Source organism: Streptomyces sp. NPDC102441 (assembly GCF_044765585.1).
GTDB lineage: Bacteria > Actinomycetota > Actinomycetes > Streptomycetales > Streptomycetaceae > Streptomyces.
Genome location: NZ_JBIWKH010000006.1, coordinates 46,549 through 67,641, shown reverse-complemented (window position 1 = coordinate 67,641; position 21,093 = coordinate 46,549). Strand labels below are relative to the sequence as shown.

The following is a 21,093-nucleotide window of genomic DNA, read 5'->3' as shown; positions in this document are numbered from 1 at the left end:
TAGACACGCGAGGATGCCGCAGCACAGCCACCCTCACTTCCGCAGGCGAATCAGGACCTCGGCACCCTTATGTGTGAAGTGGCGTGGCTCGTGTTGTCCGGTGGGGAGTGCGAAACCTAGCTTCGGTTGCCGGAGGTGACCGGACCATGACTGCCTGTGCCATCGAGGACAAGACCACCGGAATCGCGAGGGCCGCCGCGGCGGCCGGCCCCGCACCCGAACCCGCGGAACCGGACGGGCCGGCCGAGCCCGTGAAACCCCGCGCCGCGGGAGTGCCGGGCGAGGACGCGGACCGGGCCGGAACGAACGCGCCCGGCGAGGAGGAGGACGCGGAGGCCCCGGCCGATCCGATCGACGCGGGGGCACCCGGGGGGACCGACGGTCCGCCTGTGCCGCCCCTTCCCTCCGTACCGCCCGTTCCGTCGGCGCCACCCGCTGTACCCGCAGCTCCCGCACGGGTACGGCGGGACGAAGCGGCTGCCCCTCCGGCCCCGTCACGTCTCGTGCCGCCCGCGCTCACCCTTGCCGCCGACCATGCGTACGCGGCGCGGCTCACCCCGGCCGGAGAGGCCTCCGGCCCCGGCTGGTTTCCCGAGCGCTGGACGCTGGACGGCCCCGAGCCCTACGCCGTGCCCCTCCCCCTGGACCGGCCGGAGAACGCCTCCTCCGACGTGCAACCGCTCTCGGACGGGCGGGTCCTGATCCGGCGGGAGGCGGCACCCGGCCGGCACACGTTCTCACTCCTCTACCCGACAGGGCCCGGCACGGGCGAGATCTCCCTGGGCGCCCTCGACTGCGCGGAGCTCACGCTGCTCCCCCCGCCCCCGGACGGGATGACCGCCTACGCACTGCTCCCCGGCGAACGCTCCACCGGTGTCTGGCTGGTGGCGGGCGGCGCGTTCGGCCCCGAGCGTGTCGCGGATGTCCCGGGACGCTGTTCGGGCGGTGTCTGGCTGGACCGCGAGGGCCGGCTGCTCGCCCTGGACCGGCAGATGTCCGGCGGCGGCCCCGTGAAGGCGGTCGTCGTGGACCTGGAGCGCCTCGGTGAGGTGACCCCGCTGCTGCAGATCGCGCCGGAGAGCAACGACCGGCTGCTGATGGCCGACGCGGACAGCGGACTGCTGCTGGTCCGGTCGGACGCGCCCGGCCACGACCGGCTCGGCTGGGGTGTACTCGGCAGCTGCCTCCCCGTGCGTTTCCCGGAGTGCCTGCGCACCCCGGACGAGACACTGACGCCGTTCGCCGTGCAGCCCGGCCAGATGCTGATGCCGGAGAGCTGCGCGGTGGCTCTGCGGATCGACGGAGCCGGGGGCAGCTGGGTGGGGCTGTGGCGCCCGGCGGGACGCAGGCTGCACCAGTTCGCGGGACCCGGCGGATGGCTCACCGGCTCCGGCTTCTGGACACGGGAGGGGGTGCTGCACCTGCCGTACTCGCAGGAGGGCGCCCCGTGCGCCGTGGCGTTGATGGAGGCTCCCGTGGACGAGCCTCACCCGTCCGTCACTTCCGGAACGAACGCCTCCGCGGCCACTCCGGCGCGCGGTGTGTGCACGCCCGTACCGCTGGGGCAGGCGCCTCTCACCGGCCGTGTCGTACCTGGATAAACTTGCCCGTGGCTACGCAGTCGTTCCGTGCGGACGCCGACGGTGACCGTTCCGGGTGGCGGCGTGGCTGCGACACACACGTAAGCGATTGCAACGGGGAGACTTCCCACATGTCTGAAGCCCGAACCGACACGACCCAGACGCGTCCGCCCCGGGCGGACACGGAACGGGCCGAAGCCGGCGGCTACGGAAAGCACCGAGGAGGCGCATCTGCGGAGAGCGTGACCGCGCAGCCGCACGGCCGTCATCGCCGTCCCTCCGAAGGGGGTGGCAGCGCGGCGGCCTGAACCCGCCCCGTACACGGCACGAGGGCCGTCGCAGCCACCCGGGCGCGGCGGCCCTCGGCCGTGCGGCGCCCGCTCCCAACAGCGCGCGCACCCAGGACATTTGTCATCGAGGACTCCGTACAGTCGCCCCTGCCGCGCGGAGCGCCCGGTCCGTAGCGTCGTGGACATGACGCAGACAACGGGGACGCAGACAACGAGGACCGGGCCGGCGGTGGAGTTCACCGCGGTGGCCAAGGCCTTCGGCAGGGCGGGACACACCGTGCGGGCGGTCGACGGCATCGATCTCACGGCGGGGAGGGGCGAGACCGTCGCCCTGCTGGGCCGCAACGGCGCGGGGAAGTCCACGGCCATCGGCCTGCTGCTGGGCCTGAACGAACCCGACTCCGGCACGGTGCGCCTCCTGGGCCGCACACCCGGCCAGGCGGTCCGCGCGGGGCTGGCCGGCGCGATGCTCCAGGACGGCCGCCCCATTCCCCGGGTGACGGCGGGTGAGCTGGTCCGCTTCGTCGCGGCCCTCTATCCGCGCCCGCTGCCCGTGCCCGAGGTGCTCGACCTCGCGGGGGTGACGGAGTACGCGGACCGGCGCGTCGACAAGCTGTCCGGCGGCCAGGTCCAGCGCGTCCGGTTCGCCGTCGCGCTGGCCGGCGACCCCGAACTGGTCGTGCTGGACGAGCCGACGGCCGCACTGGATGTGGAGGCGAGGCGCGCGTTCTGGGGCTCGATCCGGTCCGTCGCGGAACGCGGCACCACCGTCCTGTTCTCCACGCATCATCTGGAGGAGGCCGACGAGAACGCCGGCCGGATCGTCGTCCTGCACCAGGGCCGGATCGTCGCGGACGGCAGCGGCGAGGCGATCAAACGGTCGGCGGGCAGCGCCCTGGTCTCCTTCGACCTGGCGGACCGCTCCGCCGCGGGACTGGAGTCGCTGCCCGGCGTCGTGGGCGTCGATGTACGCGGCAACCGGGCCCTGCTCCGTACGGACGACTCGGACGCGACCGTGGTCGAACTGGCGCGGATCGGGGCGGTACGCGGGCTCCAGGTCGGCAGGGCCACCCTGGAGGACGCGTTCCTGGCCCTGACCGAGTCGACGCCCGCCGGAGTGACGGCCGGCCATGTGAAGGAGACCGTGTGATGTTCCCGTACATAGCACTCGAAATCCGGCGCACCCTGCGCGACCCCACGTTCCTGATCTTCGGGACGGGCATGCCGGTGATGATGTATCTGCTCTTCACGAATCTCGGAGGGGCAGGCTCCTACGACGACTGGAAGGCCTCGTCGATGGTCGGCATGGCCGCGTACGGCGCGCTCGGCTCCTCCATGGCGATCGGTACGGGCATCGCTTCGGACAAGTCCCTGGGCTGGCTGCGGCAGTTGAGGATCACGCCGCTGGACCCGGGGCGTGCGGTGGCGGGCCGTGCGATCAGCGGTTCGGTGACGGTGCTGCCGACCGTCGTGGCCATCCTGCTGGCCGGCGCGCTCGTCAACGGGGTGCGGCTGGCGGTCTGGCAGTGGGGCGCGCTGGTGCTGCTGCTGTGGCTGGGCGCGCTGCCGTTCACCCTGCTCGGCATCGGCAACGGGTACCGGCTCACGCCGCAGGGCACCGGCGTGGTCAACGTGGCCTGTCTGATGGGCTTCGCGATCGTCGGCGGCCTGTGGTTCCCGCTCGACGCGTTCCCCGGATGGCTGCGCGCCGTCGGCGAGTTCACCCCCGCGCACGGGTTCGCCGACCTGGGCTGGTCGACGGTCGCCGGGCAGGCCCCGGGGGCCGGTTCCATGGCCCTGCTGGGCGGGTGGATGCTGCTGTTCGGCGGCTACGCCGTGATCTCCTACCGTCGGTCGGCGAGGACCGTGTGAGCGGAGCAACCGTGTCCGAAGAAGTGACCCTGTCCAAGAACCTGTCCAAGAAGACGAAGAAGCCCAGGAAGACGAAGAGGGACAGGCGGCCCGGCCCGCGCGGTCCGTACGCCCTGCTGCCCATTCTGCTGATGGGGCTCGGCGCGTTCTCCAACCTCCTGCAGGGTGAGACGTCGAACCCCTGGGTCGGCGGTATCGGGTTGCTGGCCTTCAACTCCCTCTACATCTCGGTGGTGTTCCGGGGCTTCGACAGGAGGAAGCGGGAGAGCGTCACGTCCTACGTGCTGCTGGCCGCGATGGGCGTCATCACGTTCGGTCTCGCGATCGGATACGGCGGCAACTGGCTGCTGTTCTTCCCCTTGTTCTCGCTGGCCTGCGGGACGATCCTGCGCGGCAGGCGGCTGGGCATCCTCCTGGTCGTCCTGGCAGCGAGTGCGTGCGCGGTGGCCTTGTGGCGCGGCGACCACGTCTCGGAACCGTGGACGATCGGCTACGGCACCGTCATCTCCGGGGGTGTGACGGCTGCGATCCTCACCCTGTCCGAGACGGTGATGGAGCTGCGCGCCACCCGGCAGGAGCTGGCCCGCAGCGCCGTCGAGCGTGAACGGCTGCGCTTCTCGCGTGATCTGCACGATCTGCTCGGCCACACCCTGTCGGTCGTCGTCGTCAAGTCGGAGGCGGCCCGCAGGCTCGCTCCGCACGACCTCGACGCCGCGCTCGCTCAGGTCTCCGACATCGAGTCGGTGGGCCGCCAGGCCCTCACCGAGATCCGTGAGGCGGTGACGGGCTACCGCGAGGGGAGCCTGGCCACCGAGCTGGACCGGGCAGGCCCGGTGCTGGCCGCCGCCGGAATCCAGAAGGCCGTCCACCGCTCCGGGCCGCCGCCCGCCCCGCAGACCGATGTGCTGCTGGGCTGGGTCGCGCGGGAGGCCGTCACCAACGCCGTACGCCACAGCGGTGCGACCCGCTGCGTGTTCGTGCTCGACTCCGGTCCCGAACGGGTCCGGCTGACGGTGACGGACGACGGCACCGGCCCCGGGACGCCGGGGGCCCGGTCCGGCGGCACGGGCCTGAAGGGCCTGGCCGAGCGGCTGGCCGCCGCGGGCGGCTCCCTGGAGTCGGGCCCCGGGCCCGACGGCGGCTTCGCCGTCACGGCGGAACTGCCGGCCGATGCGGAGGGCGGCCCCGCGGAGCGCGACTGCGGCTGACGGATCCACCGGCGGGCAGACCGCGGCGCCGGGCCTCGGCGGGGGCCCAGGCGGCCTACTCTGAGCCCGTGAACGAGATGCCGCAGGACCACCGCCCCACGGGATCGGTACGCATCCTGCTCGCCGAGGACCAGGGCATGATGCGCAGCGCGCTCGCCCTGCTGCTCGGGATGGAGCCGGACTTCGAGGTGGTCGCCCAGGTGGCCACCGGGGACAGGATCGTGGACGAGGCGCTCCTGTCCCGCCCGGATGTGGCGCTGCTGGACATCGAGCTCCCGGGCCGCAGCGGCCTGGACGCCGCCGCCGATCTGCGTACGGAGGTGCCGGACTGCCGGGTGCTGATCCTGACGACCTTCGGCAGGCCCGGCTATCTGCGGCGTGCCATGGAGGCCGGAGCCTCCGGCTTCCTGGTGAAGGACGGCCCGGTCGGGGAACTGGCGAAGGCGATCCGTCAGGTGCTGGGAGGCGAGACCGTCATCGATCCGGCGCTGGCCGCCGCCGCCCTGGGCGCGGGCCCGAGCCCGCTGACGCCACGGGAGCGGGACGCGCTGAACGCCTCGGTGGACGGGGCGACGGTCGCCGACATCGCCGCGAAGCTGCGCCTGTCGGAGTCCACGGTCCGGAACTACCTCTCCTCGGCCATCGGCAAGACGAACACCCGCAACCGCATGGAGGCGATGCGCGCGGCACGTCAGCAGGGCTGGCTATAGGGCCTCCGGGGAGTGCAGCGCCGCCGGCGCGGGCTGCTTCCCGGGGCGGCCCCCGGCTCGCGTGCCCGGGTGTCCGCCCGGGTCCTTCACGCCGCGCCCCGGCAGCCAGAACAGCATCATCACCGCTCCCGCCGCCAGCACCACGGCGGAGGTGCGGAAGGCCAGCGCGTATCCGGCCGTGATCTCCGCCGCGCCCGTCGAACCCGCCGTACGGGCCGCCGCGACCGTGGAGAGCACGGCGAGGCCCAGGGCGCCGCCCATCGTGCGGGAGGTGTTGACCAGCCCGGAGACGAGTCCGGCGTCGGCGGGTGCCGCACGGAGGTGGCGAGCGTGGCGAGCGGGGTGGAGGCCAGTCCGGAGCCGGCCATCATCAGGACCCCGGGGAGACAGACCGCGGTGAGGTAGGAGCCGTGCACGCCCATGGTGGACTGCCAGCCGAAGCCGGTGGCGGCGACCAGGGCGCCGGCCACGGCCAGGGGCTTGGCGCCGGTCCGTGCCATGAGCGCGGGAGCGGCCTTCGCGCCGGCGAAGACGGCGGCGGAGCTCGGTACGAGCGCGAAGCCGGCCTCCAGCGGCGTGTAGCCCAGGACGTTCTGGGCGTAGACGGTCATGAAGTACCACATGCCGAAAGTCGCCGAACCCAGCAGCAGCATCGACACGTTCGCCGCCGAGACGGCGCGCACGCCGAGCACCCGCAGCGGCATGAGCGGCGCGGCCGTCCTGGCCTCCACCAGGACGAACACGCCGAGCAGCACCAGGCCTCCCAGGAGCGGCACCAGGGTGGCGGCGGCCGTCCAGCCGGCCGCCTCGGTCTGCACGATGCCGTACGCCGTCGTCGCCAGGCCCGCCGTGACGAGCACCGCGCCCGGCAGGTCCACGCGGCGCCGGTCGCCCGCCCTGCCCTCGGCCAGCCACACAGCGGCGCCCGCGATCACGAGGACGCCGACCGGGACGTTGATGAGCAGCACCCACCGCCAGGAGAGGAGATCGGTGAGCACCCCGCCGATCAGCCCGCCGGCCGCGCCGCCGCCCGCGCCGACCGCCATCCAGGTGCCGATCGCCCTGGTCCGCGCGGGCCCCTCGGGGACGGCTGCGGTGAGGATCGTGAGGGTCGCCGGGGACAGCACGGCGGCGCCGAGGCCCTGCCCGGCACGGGCGGCGAGAAGCTGCCAGCCCTCCTGCGCGAAGCCGCCGGCCAGCGAGGCCGTGGTGAAGAGGGCGAGCCCGGTCAGGAACATCCGCTTGCGGCCGTATATGTCCGCGGCCCGCCCGCCGAGCAGCATGAAACCGGCGAAGGCGATCGAGTAGGCGTTGACGACCCACTGCAGTCCGGGTGCGCTCAGGCCCAGGTCGGTGCGCATGGACGGCAGCGCCACGTTGACGACGGACACGTCGAGGACGACCAGGAACTGGCCGGTGCAGGCTGCCGCGACCACGGCCCACGTACGGGTTCTGGACCGGGCGGGAGGCCGCGTGGGCGGAGAGGCGTCAACCATGGGTGTCATACTCCCAGGCCACTCGTGCCCCGTACATCGGTTTCCGGTCCCCCTTCGGTCCCATTGCATCTCCGCCCCCTGGCGTAGGACCTTCGCCGACTTCTCTGTTTTTACGCCGCGTTCACCGGAATAACGCGGGCACAGGGAAGCGTTCAACATGCACACACTTGGCGGTCGGCGCTGCCCGTCGGCGCGCTGCCGCATGCTCCGCCCAGCTCGATGTTCCGCACCTTCCCCTGCCCGGAGGCCACACGTATGCAACGGACGACCAACGAACAGCAGGCCGGGAATCTCCCCGGCCCGCGCAGGGGCAAGGGCGGCGGCGTCGTCCCCGTACTCGCGTTCGCGGGGATCACCGTCGCGGTGATGCAGACCCTGCTCGTCCCCGTCATCAAGGACCTGCCGTCCCTGCTCGGCACCGACCCGGCGAACGCGACCTGGGTGATGACGGCCACCCTGCTCGCCGGGGCCGTGGCCACCCCGATCATGGGACGGCTCGGCGATCTGTACGGCAAACGGCGGATGCTGCTGGCCAGCCTCGCCGTGATGGTGGTCGGCTCGCTGATCTGCGCCTCCACCGACAATCTCGTGGTCATGATCGTGGGCCGGGCGCTCCAGGGCTTCGCCATGGGCGCCATCCCGCTGGGGATCGGCATCATGCGCGATGTGCTGCCGCGCGAGAAGCTCGGCTCGGCGATGGCCCTGATGAGCTCTTCCATAGGCGTGGGCGGCGGACTCGCGCTGCCCGCCGCCGCGATCGTCGCCCAGCACGCCGACTGGCACGCGCTCTTCCTCGCCTCGGCCGGGCTCGGGGTGCTGGCCATGGGACTGACCGTCCTCGTCGTGCCGGAGCCTCCGCTGCGCGCACCGGGCAGCTTCGACCTCGTCGGGGCGCTGGGCCTCGCCCTGGGCCTGGTCTGCCTGCTGCTGCCCGTGACCAAGGGCAGCGACTGGGGCTGGACCTCTCCGCTGACGCTCGGTCTGGTCGCCGCGTCCCTGGTGATCCTGTTGCTGTGGGGCCTGTTCGAGCTGCGCTCCACGGCGCCGCTGGTCGATCTGCGGACCAGCGCCCGCCGTGAGGTGCTGCTCACCAACCTCGTCTCGATCATGGTCGGGGTGGCCTTCTACGCCGTCTCCCTCGTCCTGCCGCAGCTGCTCCAGCTGCCCGCGTCGACGGGGTACGGCCTGGGCCAGTCCATGGTGGTGGCGGGGCTCTGCGTGGCACCGCTGGGCCTGACGATGATGTTCGTCGCCCCGCTGTACGCCCGGCTCTCCGCCCGCCGCGGACCCAAGACCACCCTGATCCTGGGCATGCTGATCATCGCCATCGGTTACGGGGCGGGGCTCGGCCTGATGAGCGCCGCCTGGCAGACCGTGGTCATCGCGGTGGTGCTCGGAGCGGGCATCGGGCTCGCGTACTCCTCGCTGCCCGCCCTCATCATCGGCGCGGTCGACGCGTCGGAGACGGGTGCGGCCAACGGCCTGAACACGCTGATGAGGTCGATCGGCACCTCGCTGTCGAGTGCGGTGATCGGCATGGTGCTGGCGAACACCTCGATGCGGATGGGGTCGGTGGACGTCCCCACCATGGAGGGCTTCCGGACCTCGTTCATGATCGCCACAGGGGCGGTGCTGATCGGCCTCGTGCTGGCGGCGTTCCTGCCGGCGCAGCGGAAGGCGCATCCGGTGCTGCTGGCCAGCAGTGCGGGCGACGCGCTCGCCGCGGCGGAGTCCGCCCCCGTGGCGGCACCGGTCAGCGGGCCGGGGCGTCGAACCTCGGCTCCGTAGCCAGCAGCCGGGACACATCGGTTCCGGCCGCGAGCTCCTGCGGCCGGACACCGCGTGTGAAAAGCCGTGCGGGCCGTGCGCCCTGGACCGTCGCCGTGCCCTCCTCGACACGGAGCCAGGAGCCCTCGCGCAGCCCGAGCACGGGGACGTCGTTCTCCTCGAGGAACTCGGTGAGCCGCTCCTCGCGGGTCTCGCCCTTGTGGGTGCTGTCCGGGTCCGGGTCCAGGTAGTGCGGGTTGATCTGGAACGGGACCAGGCCCAGTGCGGCGAAGGACGGCGGCTGCACGATGGGCATGTCGTTGGAGGTCCGGAGGGTGGGCGCGGCCATGTTGGTGCCCGCGCTGGCGCCCATGTAGGGCAGTCCGTCCCGCGCGGCGTCCCGAACCGCCTCGCGCAGGCCGGTGCGGTACAGGGCGTCGAGGAGCCGGAAGGAGTTGCCTCCGCCGATGAACACGGCGTCCGAGGCGGCGAGTTCGGCGAGGGGGCCGGTGCCCTCGTGGACACCGCGCACATCGATGCCGGACGGCTCCAGGGCCGCGCGGACACGTGCGGTGTACGCGCCGTGGTCGGCCAGCGCGTACGGCACGAAGGCCAGCCGGGCGTTCGCCGGAAGGAACGCGGTGACGGTGTCCAGGGCGTGTTCCAGATAACCGCGGCCGTACTGGGTCGAGTTGGAGAGCAGCAGCAGATTCACGGAGGTTCCTCGTGCGGTGGGGGCGGAGAGCCGGTCGGGCGGCTCACGGGCAGGGGTCAGGCGGTCCGGGGCCGGCCCGCGCGGGACTTCGGCCGCTGGGGCGGGTGGGTGAGCCGCTGCTCCAGCAGGTGGGCGGCGTGGCGCAGGGCTTCGAGCCGGTCCTCGGGGGCGCCCCGGAAGCGGTCCTCGCCTCCGCCGAGGCTGAGGCTTCCGTAGGGCTCGCGCCTCAGGAACACGGGCACGGCGACGGTGGCGATGCCGGTGTCGTACTCGCCGACCGTCCACGCGAACCCCTGGGCGCGGACCTTCATGAACTCCTTCTCAAGCAGATCCGGGTCGGTGACGGTCCGGTCGGTGAACCGCGCCATGGGGCGGCCCCGGAAGAGCCGGTGGCGCTGGTCGTCGGGCAGGTAGGCGTAGAAGGACTTGCTGGTGGCCCCGGCGTGCGCCGGGTAGAGCTCCCCGACCAGCGGGTAGTAGCGCAGCGGTCCGGTCTCGCCCTCCTCGGCCGCCACGCACCGCATGTGGAAGTTGTCCGGCAGACAGAACAGGACGGTGTCGCCGGTGGTCCGGCGGAGCTCCTCCAGCACCGGGCCGGCCAGCAGCTCCAGTGACCCCGAGCGCTCCCAGAGCCGGCCGAGCCGCAGCACGGCGGGGCCGATGCGGTAGCGGCGGGTGACCGGGTCGGACACCAGGAATCCGCGGCCCGCGAGCGTGGCCAGCAGGCGCTGGGCGACCGAGGTGTCCCAGCCGAACTCCTCGGCGACCTCGGTGACGCCCCAGTCGGGCCGGGTGCGCTCGAAGGCGAGCAGCACCAGGAGCGCCCGGTCGACGGTCTGCAGCGCCCCGGCGGGGGTCCGGCGGTCCGGATCAAGGTCGGCCATCAGCAGCATCTCACCATTCAGACCTGAATTGCAGATAACGGGAAATCATTGCGTTCCACGGTAGCGGATCCCGAATGTTGCTCCAGCACCCCGCCCCGCGCTTCCCCTCCGAACAAGAGGCCCCCGGAGCGCCGGGCGGGTGTCCCGCTCCGGAGAAAGGCCCCCCATGCTCAAGTACGTACTGGACATCGTCGAGCTGCTGGACGACCCGCTGGTCAGCGGCAAGACGGTCGCCGGATACCTCGACTCCGTCGCCGGGCCCGCGGGCTCGGCGGCCGAGGTCACGACGGTCACCGGCGACCGGGGGGCGACGGACTTCGTGCTCGTCCGCGTCCCGGGCTCCCGGGGGCGCACGTCGGGCGGCAGCGCCCGGACCCTCGGTGTGGTCGGCCGGCTCGGCGGCGTCGGTGCCCGGCCGGAGGTGACCGGGCTCGTGTCCGACGCCGACGGCGCGGCCTCGGCGCTCGCCACGGCCGCCAAGCTGCTGGACATGCGCCGCCGGGGCGACGCGCTGCCCGGCGACGTGATCGTCGCCACGCACATCTGCCCGAGCGCCCCGACCGAGCCGCACGACCCGGTGCCGTTCATGGGGTCCCCGGTGGACATCGCCACGATGAACCGGCACGAGGTCACCGGCGAGATGGAGGCCGTGCTCTCCATCGACACCACCAAGGGCAACCGGATCATCAACCACAAGGGCCTGGCCCTCTCGCCCACCGTCAAGGAGGGCTGGGTGCTCCGGGTGTCCGAGCAGCTCGGCGAGCTGCTCGCGGTGGTGACGGGTGAGCCGTTGGTCACGTACCCCGTGACCACACAGGACATCACCCCGTACGGTAACGGTGCACACCACATCAATTCGATTCTCCAGCCCTCCACCGCGACCGCTGCTCCGGTCGTCGGTCTGGCGGTCACCTCGGCCGCCGCGGTGCCGGGCTGCCAGACGGGCGCGAGTCACGAGACGGACATCGCGTCCGCCGCCCGGTACGCCGTCGAGGTCGCCAAGTCCTTCGGCGCCGGAACCCTGGACTTCCACGACGCGGTGGAGTTCGGCAACCTCGTCAACCGCTACGGGTCGCTGGCTCACCTGCAGACCTTCGGCCGCACTCCCCAGGAGTCCTGATGACATCCGACAGCCGGGGCGTCGCCACGGCCCCCGAGGCCAAGAGCATCGGCAGCGACGACTACTCGCTCTCGCGGGTGCCGCGCGACAAGCGCTTCGGTTTCTGGTCGATGCTCCTGCAGTGGCTGGCCCAGTCCGGGTCGATCTCCCAGTTCACGCTCGGCGCCACCATCGGTGTGGGAATGACCTTCGGGGACGCGTTCCTCGCGTTCACGCTCGGCGCGGTGATCCTGGAGATCGTGATCTTCGCGATCGGCCTGGCCGGGATGCGCGAGGGCCTCGCCACCCCGATGCTGACCCGCTGGGTGGGCTTCGGGCGCAACGGCTCCGCTCTGGTCAGCTTCGTCATCGCGGTCAGCCTGGTCGGCTGGTTCGGCGTCCAGAACACGATCTTCGGCGACAGCGTCTCGGCGCTCGTCGGCGGCCCGTCCTGGATGTGGTGCGTCGTCGCGGGCATCGCCATCACCGCCCTGGTGATCTTCGGCTTCCGCTACATGGCGCTGTTCGCGAAGATCGTCACCCCGCTCTTCTTCGGCATGGTCGCCTGGTCGGTGATCACCACGCTGAACGACCACTCGCTCGGCGACCTGATGAGCTCGCCGCCGCCCGGTGAGACGATCCCGCTGGCGGTGGCCGCCACCGCGATCGCGGGCGGCTACATGACGGGCGCGATCGTCTCCCCGGAGATGACCCGCTACAACAGGAAGAGCTCGCACGTCTTCGTGCAGAGCGCATCCTCGATGATCCTCTCCGAGTACATCGTCGGCATGGTCGGTGTGCTCCTCGGCCACCTGGTGAAGTCCAGCGAGGTCTCGCACATCGTGCTCTCCACCTCGGGTGCCTTCGGCGTGATCGTGGTCCTGATGTCCACCGCCAAGATCAACGACTGGAACCTGTACGGCTCCTCGCTCGGCGTCGTCAACTTCTTCCAGGTCGTCTTCGGCAGGCGGCTGCACCGCGGAGTCGTCACCGTCGCCCTCGGAGCCGCCGGCACCCTCCTCTCCGCGGTCGGCATCATGACCCACTTCACGGAGTTCCTCTCCCTGCTGGGCGTGATGATCCCGCCGATCGGCGGGATCATCGTCGCGGAGTACTGGGTCGTGAAGCGGATGCGAAGGCCGCTGGACGAGACCCGCGAGGCACAGACCCTGCCCGCGACCTCTCCCACCTGGGTGCCGATGTCCCTGGCCATCTGGCTCGCCGCGTTCTGCGTCGGCAAGTTCTACGACGGCGGCATCCCGGCCCTCAACTCGCTGGCCACCGCCTTCCTGCTGTACTGCGTGCTCGGCCTGCTGGGCTGGATCAAGCCGTACGGCACCTCCACCCTGGACGACGACGCGCACACCCCCGCGCCCGCCGCCGCCCACGTCACCACCCCGACAGGAGCAGCATGAGCATCGTCCCCGCGTCCGGGCAGGCCCAGGAGGAGGTCGTCGGTCTCTGCGCCGAGCTGATCCGCTTCGACACCTCCAACCCCACCAGCGACGAACGCGCGGCAGCCGACTGGGTGGTGGCCCGGCTCGCCGAGGTGGGCATCGAGTCCGTACTGGTCGAGTCGGCCCCCGGCAGGGCCAACGTCATCGCGCGTATCGCGGGCGCCGACCCGTCGCGGGGCGCCCTGCTGGTCCACGGCCACCTCGACGTCGTACCCGCCGACGCCTCCGAGTGGCAGGTGCCGCCGTTCTCCGGCGAGATCCGCGAAGGCTACCTCTGGGGGCGCGGCGCGATCGACATGAAGGACACGGTCGCGGTCATGCTGGCCACCGCGCGGCACTTCGCCCGGACCGGCACGCGTCCGGCCCGCGATCTGGTGCTCGCCTTCCTCGCCGACGAGGAGGCCGGCGGGAAGTTCGGGGCGCACTGGCTGGTCGAGCACCGCCCCGAGCTCTTCTCCGGGGTCACCGAGGCCATCGGGGAGGGCGGCGGCTTCTCCTTCGCGATCGACGGCACCCGCCGGCTGTACCCGATCGAGAACGCCCAGCGAGGCATGGCGTGGATGGAGCTCACCGCCACCGGCCGGGCCGGCCACGGCTCCTCCCCCAACGACGAGAACGCGGTCACCGACCTCGCCGAGTCCCTCACCCGGATCGGCCGCGAGACCTTCCCGGTCCGGCTGATCGAACCGGTCCGCGCCCTGCTGGAGGAGGCCGCACGTCTCTACGGTGTGGAGTTCGACGAGGACGACATCGAGGGCACCCTGTCCCGGCTGGGCCCGGTCGCGGACTTCATGCAGGTGGTACTGCGCAACTCCGCCAACCCCACCATGTTCACGGCCGGTTACCAGACCAACGTGATCCCCGGGAAGGCGACCGCCCGCGTCGACGGGCGCTTCCTGCCGGGCCACGAGCAGGAGCTGATCGACACGATCGACCGGCTGCTGCTGCCCTCCGTCAGCCGCGAGTGGGTCAACCACGACATAGCGATGGAGACGACGTTCGACGGGCCGCTGGTCGAGGCGATGTGTGACGCCGTCCGCGCGGAGGACCCGGACGGCCACCCCGTCCCGTACTGCAACCCCGGCGGCACCGATGCCAAGGCCTTCACCCACCTGGGCATCCGCTGCTTCGGCTTCAAGGGGCTGAAGCTCCCGCACGACCTGGACTACGGCCGGCTCTTCCACGGCGTGGACGAGCGCGTTCCGCTGGAGGGCCTGCGCTTCGGTGTCCGGGTCATGACCCGGCTCTGGCAGAGCTGCTGACCTGACCCGGCAGCCCTGCCAGGGGCCCCGGCCCGGGCCCGCCCGTACGCCCCCGCCGATCCCTGTCGCGGGGGCGTACGGCACGATGGGACGCCGTCCGATCCACCGCCCCACCAGGAGGAACCCCGTGGCCGCCGAGTCGCCCGCCCGTCCCGAGCCGGATGTTCTCGCCGCCTTCGAGGCCGCCAAGGGCTTCATGCCGGTCCACGAAGGGCTCGCCCTGTACGCCGCCGCCGTCGAGGCCGCCGCGCTCGGGCTCCCGCTCCTGGAGGTCGGCACCTACTGCGGTCGTTCCACGATCCTGCTGGCCGCCGCCGCCCGCGCCGCGAAGGTGACGGCGCTCACCGTCGACCACCACCGGGGCAGCGAGGAGCAGCAGCCGGGGTGGGAGTACCACGACCCGTCGGTGGTGGACCCGGAGACCGGCCTGATGGACACGCTGCCGACCTTCCGGCGCGCCCTGCACCGGGCGGGCCTGGAGGAGCACGTGGTGGCGCTCGTCGGCCGGTCCCCGCAGGTCGCGGGAGTCTGGGGCGGGGCGCTCGGTCTGGTCTTCATCGACGGCGGACACACCGACGAGCACGCGAACGGAGACTACGAGGGCTGGGCCCCGAAGGTGGCCGACGGCGGTCTGCTGGTCATCCACGACGTGTTCCCCGACCCGGCGGACGGCGGCCAGGCTCCGTACCGCGTCCACCGACGCGCCCTGGCCTCGGGGGCGTTCACCGAGATCTCGGTGACGGACTCGCTGCGCGTTCTGCGGCGTACGGGGACGGGCGTCTGAGGCTCACGGATAGCATCGCGACGTGCGTCACGAAGAGTTCACTCCCCCCATATCGCGTACGGGTCCGCGCCGCAGGCCCGTGTTGGCCGCGGCGGCGCTGGCCGGCGTCTGTCTGACCGCCGGTGGATGCGCGGGTGACAACGGGCAGAGTCCCGGGGCCGCGCCCCGGTCCGCGTCACCCTCCCCCGCGTCGTCCACCCCCTCGCCCCGGCAGTCCCCGGACCCGGCCGGGTCCCCTTCGACCGGGCCCACTTCCGCGAAGCCCCGGCCCGAGGGGCCGCTCGCGGATCGCACCGTGGTGATCGACCCGGGGCACAACCCGGGCAACCGGGACCACACCCGGGAGATCAACAGCCAGGTCGACATGGGCACCGGGCGCAAGGAGTGCGACACCACGGGCACGGCCACCAACTCGGGTTACGCGGAAGCCCTGTTCACCCTCGACGTCTCCCGCCGGCTGCGCACACTGCTGGAGGACCGGGGCGCGAGGGTCGTCCTCACGCACGACGGTGACCGCCCCTTCGGTCCGTGCGTCGACGAGCGGGCGCGGATCGGCAACGAGGAGCGGGCCGACGCGGTCGTCTCGGTCCACGCGGACGGTTCCGCAACCGGGAACCGTGGATTCCACGTCATTCTCCCCGCAGCGGTGAACGGAGACGGCGCGGACACCGCGAAGATCGTTGCCCCTTCGCGTGAACTTGGAGTACGGATTGCGGGGAATTTCGTACGCACTACCGGAAGCGCCCCTTCCAATTACATCGGCGGCGACACCGGCCTGGACACCCGTGACGATCTCGGCGGCCTGAATCTGTCGACCGTGCCCAAAGTGTTCATCGAATGCGGCAATATGCGTGACCCGAAGGACGCCGCCCTGCTCACCAGTGCGGACTGGCGCCAGAAAGCCGCTCTCGGTATGGCCGAGGGCATCAGCAGCTATCTGAAGAGGTAGTTCTGCGGTGATAGTGACGACATTGGGGGGATAGCCCGTCCGAGGTCCGGGCAGCATCACAACCCGCCCGGGCAGACGATAGATTCATCCGTACGATGGGGAGCCGCCCCCGAGCTTCGCGCCGTAACAGCCGTTCGGGCAGCATCGACGACCGCCCCGACGAGACGACCGACTAAGGACCTTCACGTGAATATCCGCTCCCTCACTCGAGGCGACGGCGTGGTGATCGGAGCAGCGGTCGTGCTGTTCATCGCCTCTTTCCTCGACCTCTCCGGCTACGACTGCCCCTCGGGCGTGGACTGCTCGGGCTACAGCGCGAACGCCTGGGACTCGCTGTCCGTCCTGATGGGCATCTACCTCGCCGGCATCATCGGCGCCGCGCTGATGATCGTCAGCCGCGCGATGCCGGGCCGCAAGGTGGTCGGCTTCGAACTCAACCAGTTCGGCGCCGCGTTCACCGTGTTCTCGCTGTGGACCATGTTCTGGACGATCATCGACGCGGGTGACGCGGGTGCCGGTCTGATCCTCGGACTGCTGGCGACCCTCGTGCTGGCAGGCGGTGCCGTGGCCACTCCGCTGGTTCCCGCGCTCCAGGCCCCGCTCCTGGGTGCACCGCGCCCGGCGCAGGTGCAGCCGGCGTACGGCCAGCAGCCCGGCCAGGGCTACGGCTACCCCGGTGGCCAGCAGCCGTTCGGGACGCAGCCCGGCCAGCCCCAGCCGTACGGTGCCCAGCCGGGCCAGCCTGGTCAGCCGGCTCAGCCCGGTCAGCCGGAGCACCAGCAGCAGGCCGCGCAGCCGGCTCCGCAGGGCGGTGGGGCACCTGCCGGTGACTTCACCCCGTTCTGGTTCGCGGTTCCGGTGGCCCGTCCGCTGTACGGCGAGGACGGCGCCCCCAACCCGATCGCCGAGCTCGCGCCGGGTACGTGGTACCTCGCGGTGGAGCAGCGTGGTCCGGGGCTCATCGCCCAGACGCAGGACGGCCGTCGTGGCGTCCTCCAGGACACCACGGGCATCCAGCGCGGCTGAGCCGTCGCACACGAGTGGCCCCCGCCCGGAAGGGCGGGGGCCACTGTCGTACCCGGCCGTGTGGCCCGTACGAGGGCGTCGTGGTCCTCAGCCGGAGGAGGACCGCTCCAGCCGGAAGCCAGCAGTCCCCGCGGGTCATCCGCCCAGTTGGAAGGTGGACGGGACCTTGTTCTTCACCTCGGCGTCCGCCTCGCCCTTGCCCATCCTGGTGCGTACTTCTGCTTCTGCGCCGACGTCGTGGGACTCGGGCTCGCGGAGCTGCTGGCGGCCTGGGCGCTGTCGTCGTCACCGCAGGCGTCGCCAGGCTCACCCGCGCGGGAGCGGGCCGCGACCCGGCGCACGCCGTACGGGTTTCACTCACGGTAAAGCGGCAATCCGGAGAACATGTCTCCCAGAACAGGCACAGGAAGCAGTACCGCCGCACGCGTCATAGCCGTCGTCGCGGACATCATGGCCTTCATCATCATTCTGTGGATCCTGATGTACCTGCTCGACGCCAACCGGGGTAACGACCTGGTCCAGTTCGTCCAGGACTCGGCCCGCTGGCTGGCCGGCTGGTCGTACGACCTGTTCACCTTCGACGAAGCATGGGCGCGTGTCGTCACCGGTTACGGTCTGGCCGCCGTGGTCTACCTGTTCATCGGCCACGCCGTGGCGGGCCGGGTCCGCCGCTTCTAGGAAACCCGGCAGCAGTCCGGTTCGAGTCCCGTCGGCAGCCGTTCGCCGCTGAAGACCGCGGTGGTCGCCTCGTCCCCCCCGAGAGCGGCCACCGCGAGCAGCAGTGATCCGGCCGTCCAGGTGGTGAGTTCCTCCGGCCATATAGCCCGCTCGCCCTCGAAGACGTATCCCGTCCAGTAGAGGCCGCCCTCGGCCCGCAGGTGCTGGATGGACTGCAGGATCTCCAGGGCGCGGTCCGACTCCCCCGTCACCCAGAGCGCCAGGGCCAGTTCGCAGCTCTCACCGCCCGTCACCCAGGGGTTGGGGAGCACACAGCGCACGCCGAGGCCCGGGACGACGAAGCTGTACCAGCCGTCCTCGATCCGCCGGGTCGCGGCGGAACCGGTGACCGCGCCGCCGAGTACCGGGTAGTACCAGTCCATCGAGTAGTGGCTCTTGTCCAGGAACAGCTCGGGGTGGCTGCGGATCGCGTGGCCGAGCGCTCCGGCGGCGAGCTCCCAGTCCGGCTGGGCCTCCTCGCGCTGTTCGGCCAGCGCCAGCGCGCAGCGCAGCGCCTGGTGGACGGAGGACGAGCCGGTCAGCAGGGCGTCCGTCACAGGGGTGCCGTCGGCTTCGCGCTTCCAGCCGATCTGCCCGCCGGGCTGCTGGAGCTTCAGCACGAACTCGATCGCGGCGAAGACCGTCGGCCACATCCGGTCGACGAACGCGTCGTCACCGGTGGCGAGGTAGTGGTGCCACACACCGACGGCCACGTAGGCGCAGAAGTTGGTCTCGCGCCCCAGGTCCGTCGGCCGGCCGGGGTCACCGTCGTGGTACGCGGCGTACCAGGAGCCGTCCTCGTTCTGGTGGCGTGCCAGCCACGCGTAGGCGCGGGCGGCGGCCTCGTGCTCACCGGCCGCGTCCAGCGCCATCGCGGCCTCGGTGTGGTCCCACGGGTCGAGGTGGTGGCCGCGGAACCAGGGCAGTGCCCCGTCCTCGCGCTGCACGGCGAGCAGTGCGGCCACGGTCTCGGCCGCCTGTTCCGCGGTGAGGACACCCGGCAGGACCAGGTGCTCGGTCTGCTCCGGCGTGCTCACGCCTCGGCCTTCGGAAGGTGCGGCTTCGTCGCGTACGCGACGAAGCTCTTGCCGACGACCGGGTTGAGCAACTGCTCGGTGACCCGGGTGGCCAGGGGCTTCTTCATGATGTCCCAGACCAGCAGCTTGTGGTAGGCGCGCACCGGCAGCGCCTTCTCGTTGTCCACCCCGAACGCGCACTTCAGCCACCAGTAGGGACTGTGCAGCGCGTGCGCGTGGTGGGTGCCGTAGGGCTTGAGTCCGGCCTCACGGATCCTGCCGAGCAGCTCGTCGGCCTTGTAGATGCGGATGTGGCCGCCCTCGACCTCGTGGTACGCGTCGGAGAGCGTCCAGCAGACCTTCTCGGGGCCGTAGCGGGGCACGGTGATCGCGATCCGGCCGCCGGGCCTCAGCACCCGGACCATCTCGGCGAGCACGCCCTTGTCGTCGGGGATGTGCTCCATCACCTCGGAGATGATGACGACGTCGAAGGAGGCGTCGGGGAACGGCAGGTTGAGCGCGTCGCCCTCCATCGCGGTGGCGGTCGCGCCCGCGGGTGCCTCACCGGCCTCCTTCATCGCGGCGAACCACTTCGCGACCTCGCGGATCTCCTCGGCGTTCTGGTCGAGGGCCACCACCTGGGCGCCGCGCCGGTAGCACTCGAAGGCATGCCGGCCGGCGCCGCAGCCCAGATCGAGCACCCGGTCGCCGGCGGCGAGCGGGAAGCGGGTGAAGTCGACGGTCAGCACGGGGGCCTGCCTTCGAGGTCGGAGGTACGGATTCCGGGAGCCACGGGGGCGTTCACCTGCGGGCCCCCCGGGCGGCGATCGACTGACGGTACAGCTCGACGGTGCCGAGGGCGGCCTTGGCCCAGGTGAATCTGGCCAGCACCCGGGCGCGGCCGGCCTCGCCGAGGCGGGCGCGCAGTTCGCGGTCGCCGAGGAGCCGGCCGAGCGCCGCGGCCAGTGCTCCCGCGTCGCCGGGCGGCACGGCCAGACAGGTCTCCCCGTCGGCCCCCGTGACCTCCGGGATCGCGCCGCCGGTGGTGGCCACCAGCGGGGTCCCGGTGGCCATGGCCTCGGCGGCGGGCAGCGAGAAGCCCTCGTACAGCGAGGGGACGCACGAGACCTGGGCGCCGCGGACCAGGTCGACGAGCTCGGTGTCGCTGATGCCCTTGACGAACTCGACGGCGTCCTGGAGCCCGTGGCGCTCGATGGCCCGGGCGACGGGGCCTTGTTCGGCCCGCTTGCCGACGACCACGAGGTGCGCCGACGGGTTCTCGGTGCGGAGCTTGGCGAGGGCCTCCACGAGGTGGACGAGGCCCTTGAGCGGGACGTCGGCGCTGGAGGTGGTGACGATCCGTCCGGGCACCTCGGCGACCGAGGGATCGGGCGACCAGAGGTCGGTGTCGGCCCCGATGTGCACGACCCGGACACGGTCCCGGCGCACCCCGAGGTGCTCGACGATCTCCTGCTGTGACGAGCCGGAGACGGTGAGGACGGACGGCAGCCGGCGGGCGACGCGCTTCTGCATGCGGGTGAAGCCGTACCAGCGGCGTACGGAGAGCCGGCGACGGACGGACTCCGCGGCGTCCAGGTCCAGTTGCCGGTCGACGGTGATGGGGTGGTGGATCGTGGTGACGAGGGGCGCCCCGAGGTCCCCGAGCAGGCCGTAGCCGAGCGTCTGGTTGTCGTGCACGACGTCGAAGTCACCGCGCCTGGCGAGGAGATGACGGCGCGCCCGCAGACTGAAGGTGAGGGGCTCGGGGAAGCCGCCGGTCCACATGGTGGCGACCTCGGCGAGGTCGATCCAGTCGCGGTACTCGCCGGGTCCCGGCGTGCGGAACGGGTCGGGCTGGCGGTAGAGGTCGAGGCTCGGCAGCTCGGTGAGCGGGACGCCCTCGTCGAGTACGGGGTAGGGCTGGGCGCCGATCACCTCGACGCTGTGGCCGAGCCTGGCCAGCTCGCGGCCGAGGTGGCGGACGTAGACGCCCTGGCCGCCGCAGAAGGGGTTGCCCTTGTAGGTCAGGAGCGCGATGCGCAACGGGCGGTCACCGTCGGTGTCCGGGGTGCTGCCGCCCGCGAAGGGGCCCGTCTCTATGGCCTCAGCGGTCACACTCGGCCCCCTTCTCGCTGCGTGGTCGCCGGAGCGTAACCGGTCGCGCTAATCTAGAACAAGTTTCAGACTGGGTGGTTCAACCCGCACCGAATCTACCGGCAGGTAGCGTCGGCGTGACGGCCGGATCAGGTGATTCGCGCCAC

The 21,093-nt window shown here is 71.8% G+C and carries 18 protein-coding genes and 1 pseudogene; 13 read left to right on the top strand and 6 right to left on the bottom strand.

Annotated features, from left to right (window positions below):
* Positions 1–146 precede the first annotated feature (146 nt).
* From ACIREO_RS14405 to ACIREO_RS14385, 5 genes are all read left to right on the top strand, one after another.
* Positions 147–1,601, top strand: a complete 1,455-nt coding sequence (locus ACIREO_RS14405; RefSeq protein ID WP_404108939.1) for a hypothetical protein — start codon at positions 147–149, stop codon at positions 1,599–1,601.
* A gap of 453 nt (positions 1,602–2,054) precedes the next feature.
* On the top strand, positions 2,055–3,020 hold the full coding sequence (locus tag ACIREO_RS14400) for an ABC transporter ATP-binding protein (protein ID WP_404108936.1): 966 nt from the start codon (positions 2,055–2,057) through the stop codon (positions 3,018–3,020).
* Positions 3,020–3,742: an ABC transporter permease gene (locus tag ACIREO_RS14395; RefSeq protein ID WP_404108934.1), complete on the top strand. Its 723-nt coding sequence runs from the start codon at positions 3,020–3,022 to the stop codon at positions 3,740–3,742. The genes ACIREO_RS14400 and ACIREO_RS14395 overlap by 1 nt, the downstream gene beginning before the upstream one ends.
* Positions 3,743–3,753: 11 nt before the next feature.
* Positions 3,754–4,950: a histidine kinase gene (locus tag ACIREO_RS14390; RefSeq protein ID WP_404108931.1), complete on the top strand. Its 1,197-nt coding sequence runs from the start codon at positions 3,754–3,756 to the stop codon at positions 4,948–4,950.
* A gap of 77 nt (positions 4,951–5,027) precedes the next feature.
* Positions 5,028–5,660 (top strand): response regulator, encoded by a 633-nt coding sequence (locus ACIREO_RS14385; RefSeq protein ID WP_404109962.1) that lies wholly within the window; start codon positions 5,028–5,030, stop codon positions 5,658–5,660.
* Here ACIREO_RS14385 and ACIREO_RS14380 read toward each other — a convergent pair.
* Positions 5,655–7,165: pseudogene (locus ACIREO_RS14380) on the bottom strand (MFS transporter). The gene ACIREO_RS14385 and the pseudogene ACIREO_RS14380 overlap by 6 nt on opposite strands.
* Before the next feature lie 246 nt (positions 7,166–7,411).
* Between ACIREO_RS14380 and ACIREO_RS14375 the strand changes: the two are divergent.
* Positions 7,412–8,944 carry an MFS transporter gene (locus ACIREO_RS14375; RefSeq protein ID WP_404108928.1) on the top strand — a complete coding sequence of 511 codons (1,533 nt, stop codon included), beginning with the start codon at positions 7,412–7,414 and terminating at the stop codon, positions 8,942–8,944.
* Here the strand turns inward: ACIREO_RS14375 and pepE are convergent.
* Together pepE and ACIREO_RS14365 are read right to left on the bottom strand one after the other, a co-directional pair.
* Entirely contained in the window at positions 8,910–9,638 is a 729-nt protein-coding gene (gene pepE, locus ACIREO_RS14370) for a dipeptidase PepE (protein WP_404108926.1), read from the bottom strand. The two genes, ACIREO_RS14375 and pepE, sit on opposite strands and share 35 nt — an antisense overlap.
* 56 nt (positions 9,639–9,694) lie before the next feature.
* Positions 9,695–10,522, bottom strand: a complete 828-nt coding sequence (locus ACIREO_RS14365) for an IclR family transcriptional regulator (protein WP_404108923.1) — start codon at positions 10,520–10,522, stop codon at positions 9,695–9,697.
* Positions 10,523–10,688: 166 nt separating this feature from the next.
* On the opposite strand from ACIREO_RS14365, the gene ACIREO_RS14360 reads away from it, so the two are divergent.
* The 7 genes from ACIREO_RS14360 (at position 10,689) to ACIREO_RS14330 (ending at position 17,777) form a co-directional block, all read left to right on the top strand.
* Positions 10,689–11,642, top strand: a complete 954-nt coding sequence (locus tag ACIREO_RS14360; RefSeq protein ID WP_404108921.1) for a DUF1177 domain-containing protein — start codon at positions 10,689–10,691, stop codon at positions 11,640–11,642.
* Positions 11,642–13,036, top strand: coding sequence for a cytosine permease (locus ACIREO_RS14355; RefSeq protein WP_404108919.1), 1,395 nt, complete (start codon positions 11,642–11,644; stop codon positions 13,034–13,036). The genes ACIREO_RS14360 and ACIREO_RS14355 overlap by 1 nt, the downstream gene beginning before the upstream one ends.
* The gene (locus ACIREO_RS14350; RefSeq protein ID WP_404108916.1) at positions 13,033–14,340 is read left to right on the top strand and encodes a M20/M25/M40 family metallo-hydrolase; all 1,308 of its coding nucleotides are present in this window, start codon (positions 13,033–13,035) and stop codon (positions 14,338–14,340) included. The genes ACIREO_RS14355 and ACIREO_RS14350 overlap by 4 nt, the downstream gene beginning before the upstream one ends.
* A gap of 127 nt (positions 14,341–14,467) precedes the next feature.
* On the top strand, positions 14,468–15,124 hold the full coding sequence (locus ACIREO_RS14345; protein ID WP_404108913.1) for a class I SAM-dependent methyltransferase: 657 nt from the start codon (positions 14,468–14,470) through the stop codon (positions 15,122–15,124).
* A 22-nt stretch (positions 15,125–15,146) separates the two neighbouring features.
* Positions 15,147–16,073, top strand: coding sequence for an N-acetylmuramoyl-L-alanine amidase (locus ACIREO_RS14340; protein ID WP_404108910.1), 927 nt, complete (start codon positions 15,147–15,149; stop codon positions 16,071–16,073).
* Between the two features lie 186 nt (positions 16,074–16,259).
* A complete protein-coding gene (locus tag ACIREO_RS14335) occupies positions 16,260–17,099 on the top strand; it encodes a DUF5336 domain-containing protein (protein ID WP_404108907.1) in 840 nt (279 codons plus the stop codon).
* A 384-nt stretch (positions 17,100–17,483) separates the two neighbouring features.
* A complete protein-coding gene (locus ACIREO_RS14330; protein ID WP_104785126.1) occupies positions 17,484–17,777 on the top strand; it encodes a hypothetical protein in 294 nt (97 codons plus the stop codon).
* Here the strand turns inward: ACIREO_RS14330 and ACIREO_RS14325 are convergent.
* The 3 genes from ACIREO_RS14325 to ACIREO_RS14315 are packed head-to-tail and all read right to left on the bottom strand — an operon-like array spanning position 17,774 to position 20,947.
* Entirely contained in the window at positions 17,774–18,853 is a 1,080-nt protein-coding gene (locus tag ACIREO_RS14325; protein WP_404108904.1) for a prenyltransferase, read from the bottom strand. The two genes, ACIREO_RS14330 and ACIREO_RS14325, sit on opposite strands and share 4 nt — an antisense overlap.
* Positions 18,850–19,581 (bottom strand): class I SAM-dependent methyltransferase, encoded by a 732-nt coding sequence (locus ACIREO_RS14320; protein ID WP_404108901.1) that lies wholly within the window; start codon positions 19,579–19,581, stop codon positions 18,850–18,852. The genes ACIREO_RS14325 and ACIREO_RS14320 overlap by 4 nt, the downstream gene beginning before the upstream one ends.
* 52 nt (positions 19,582–19,633) lie before the next feature.
* On the bottom strand, positions 19,634–20,947 hold the full coding sequence (locus ACIREO_RS14315; protein ID WP_404108899.1) for a glycosyltransferase family 4 protein: 1,314 nt from the start codon (positions 20,945–20,947) through the stop codon (positions 19,634–19,636).
* Between the last annotated feature and the right edge of the window lie 146 nt (positions 20,948–21,093).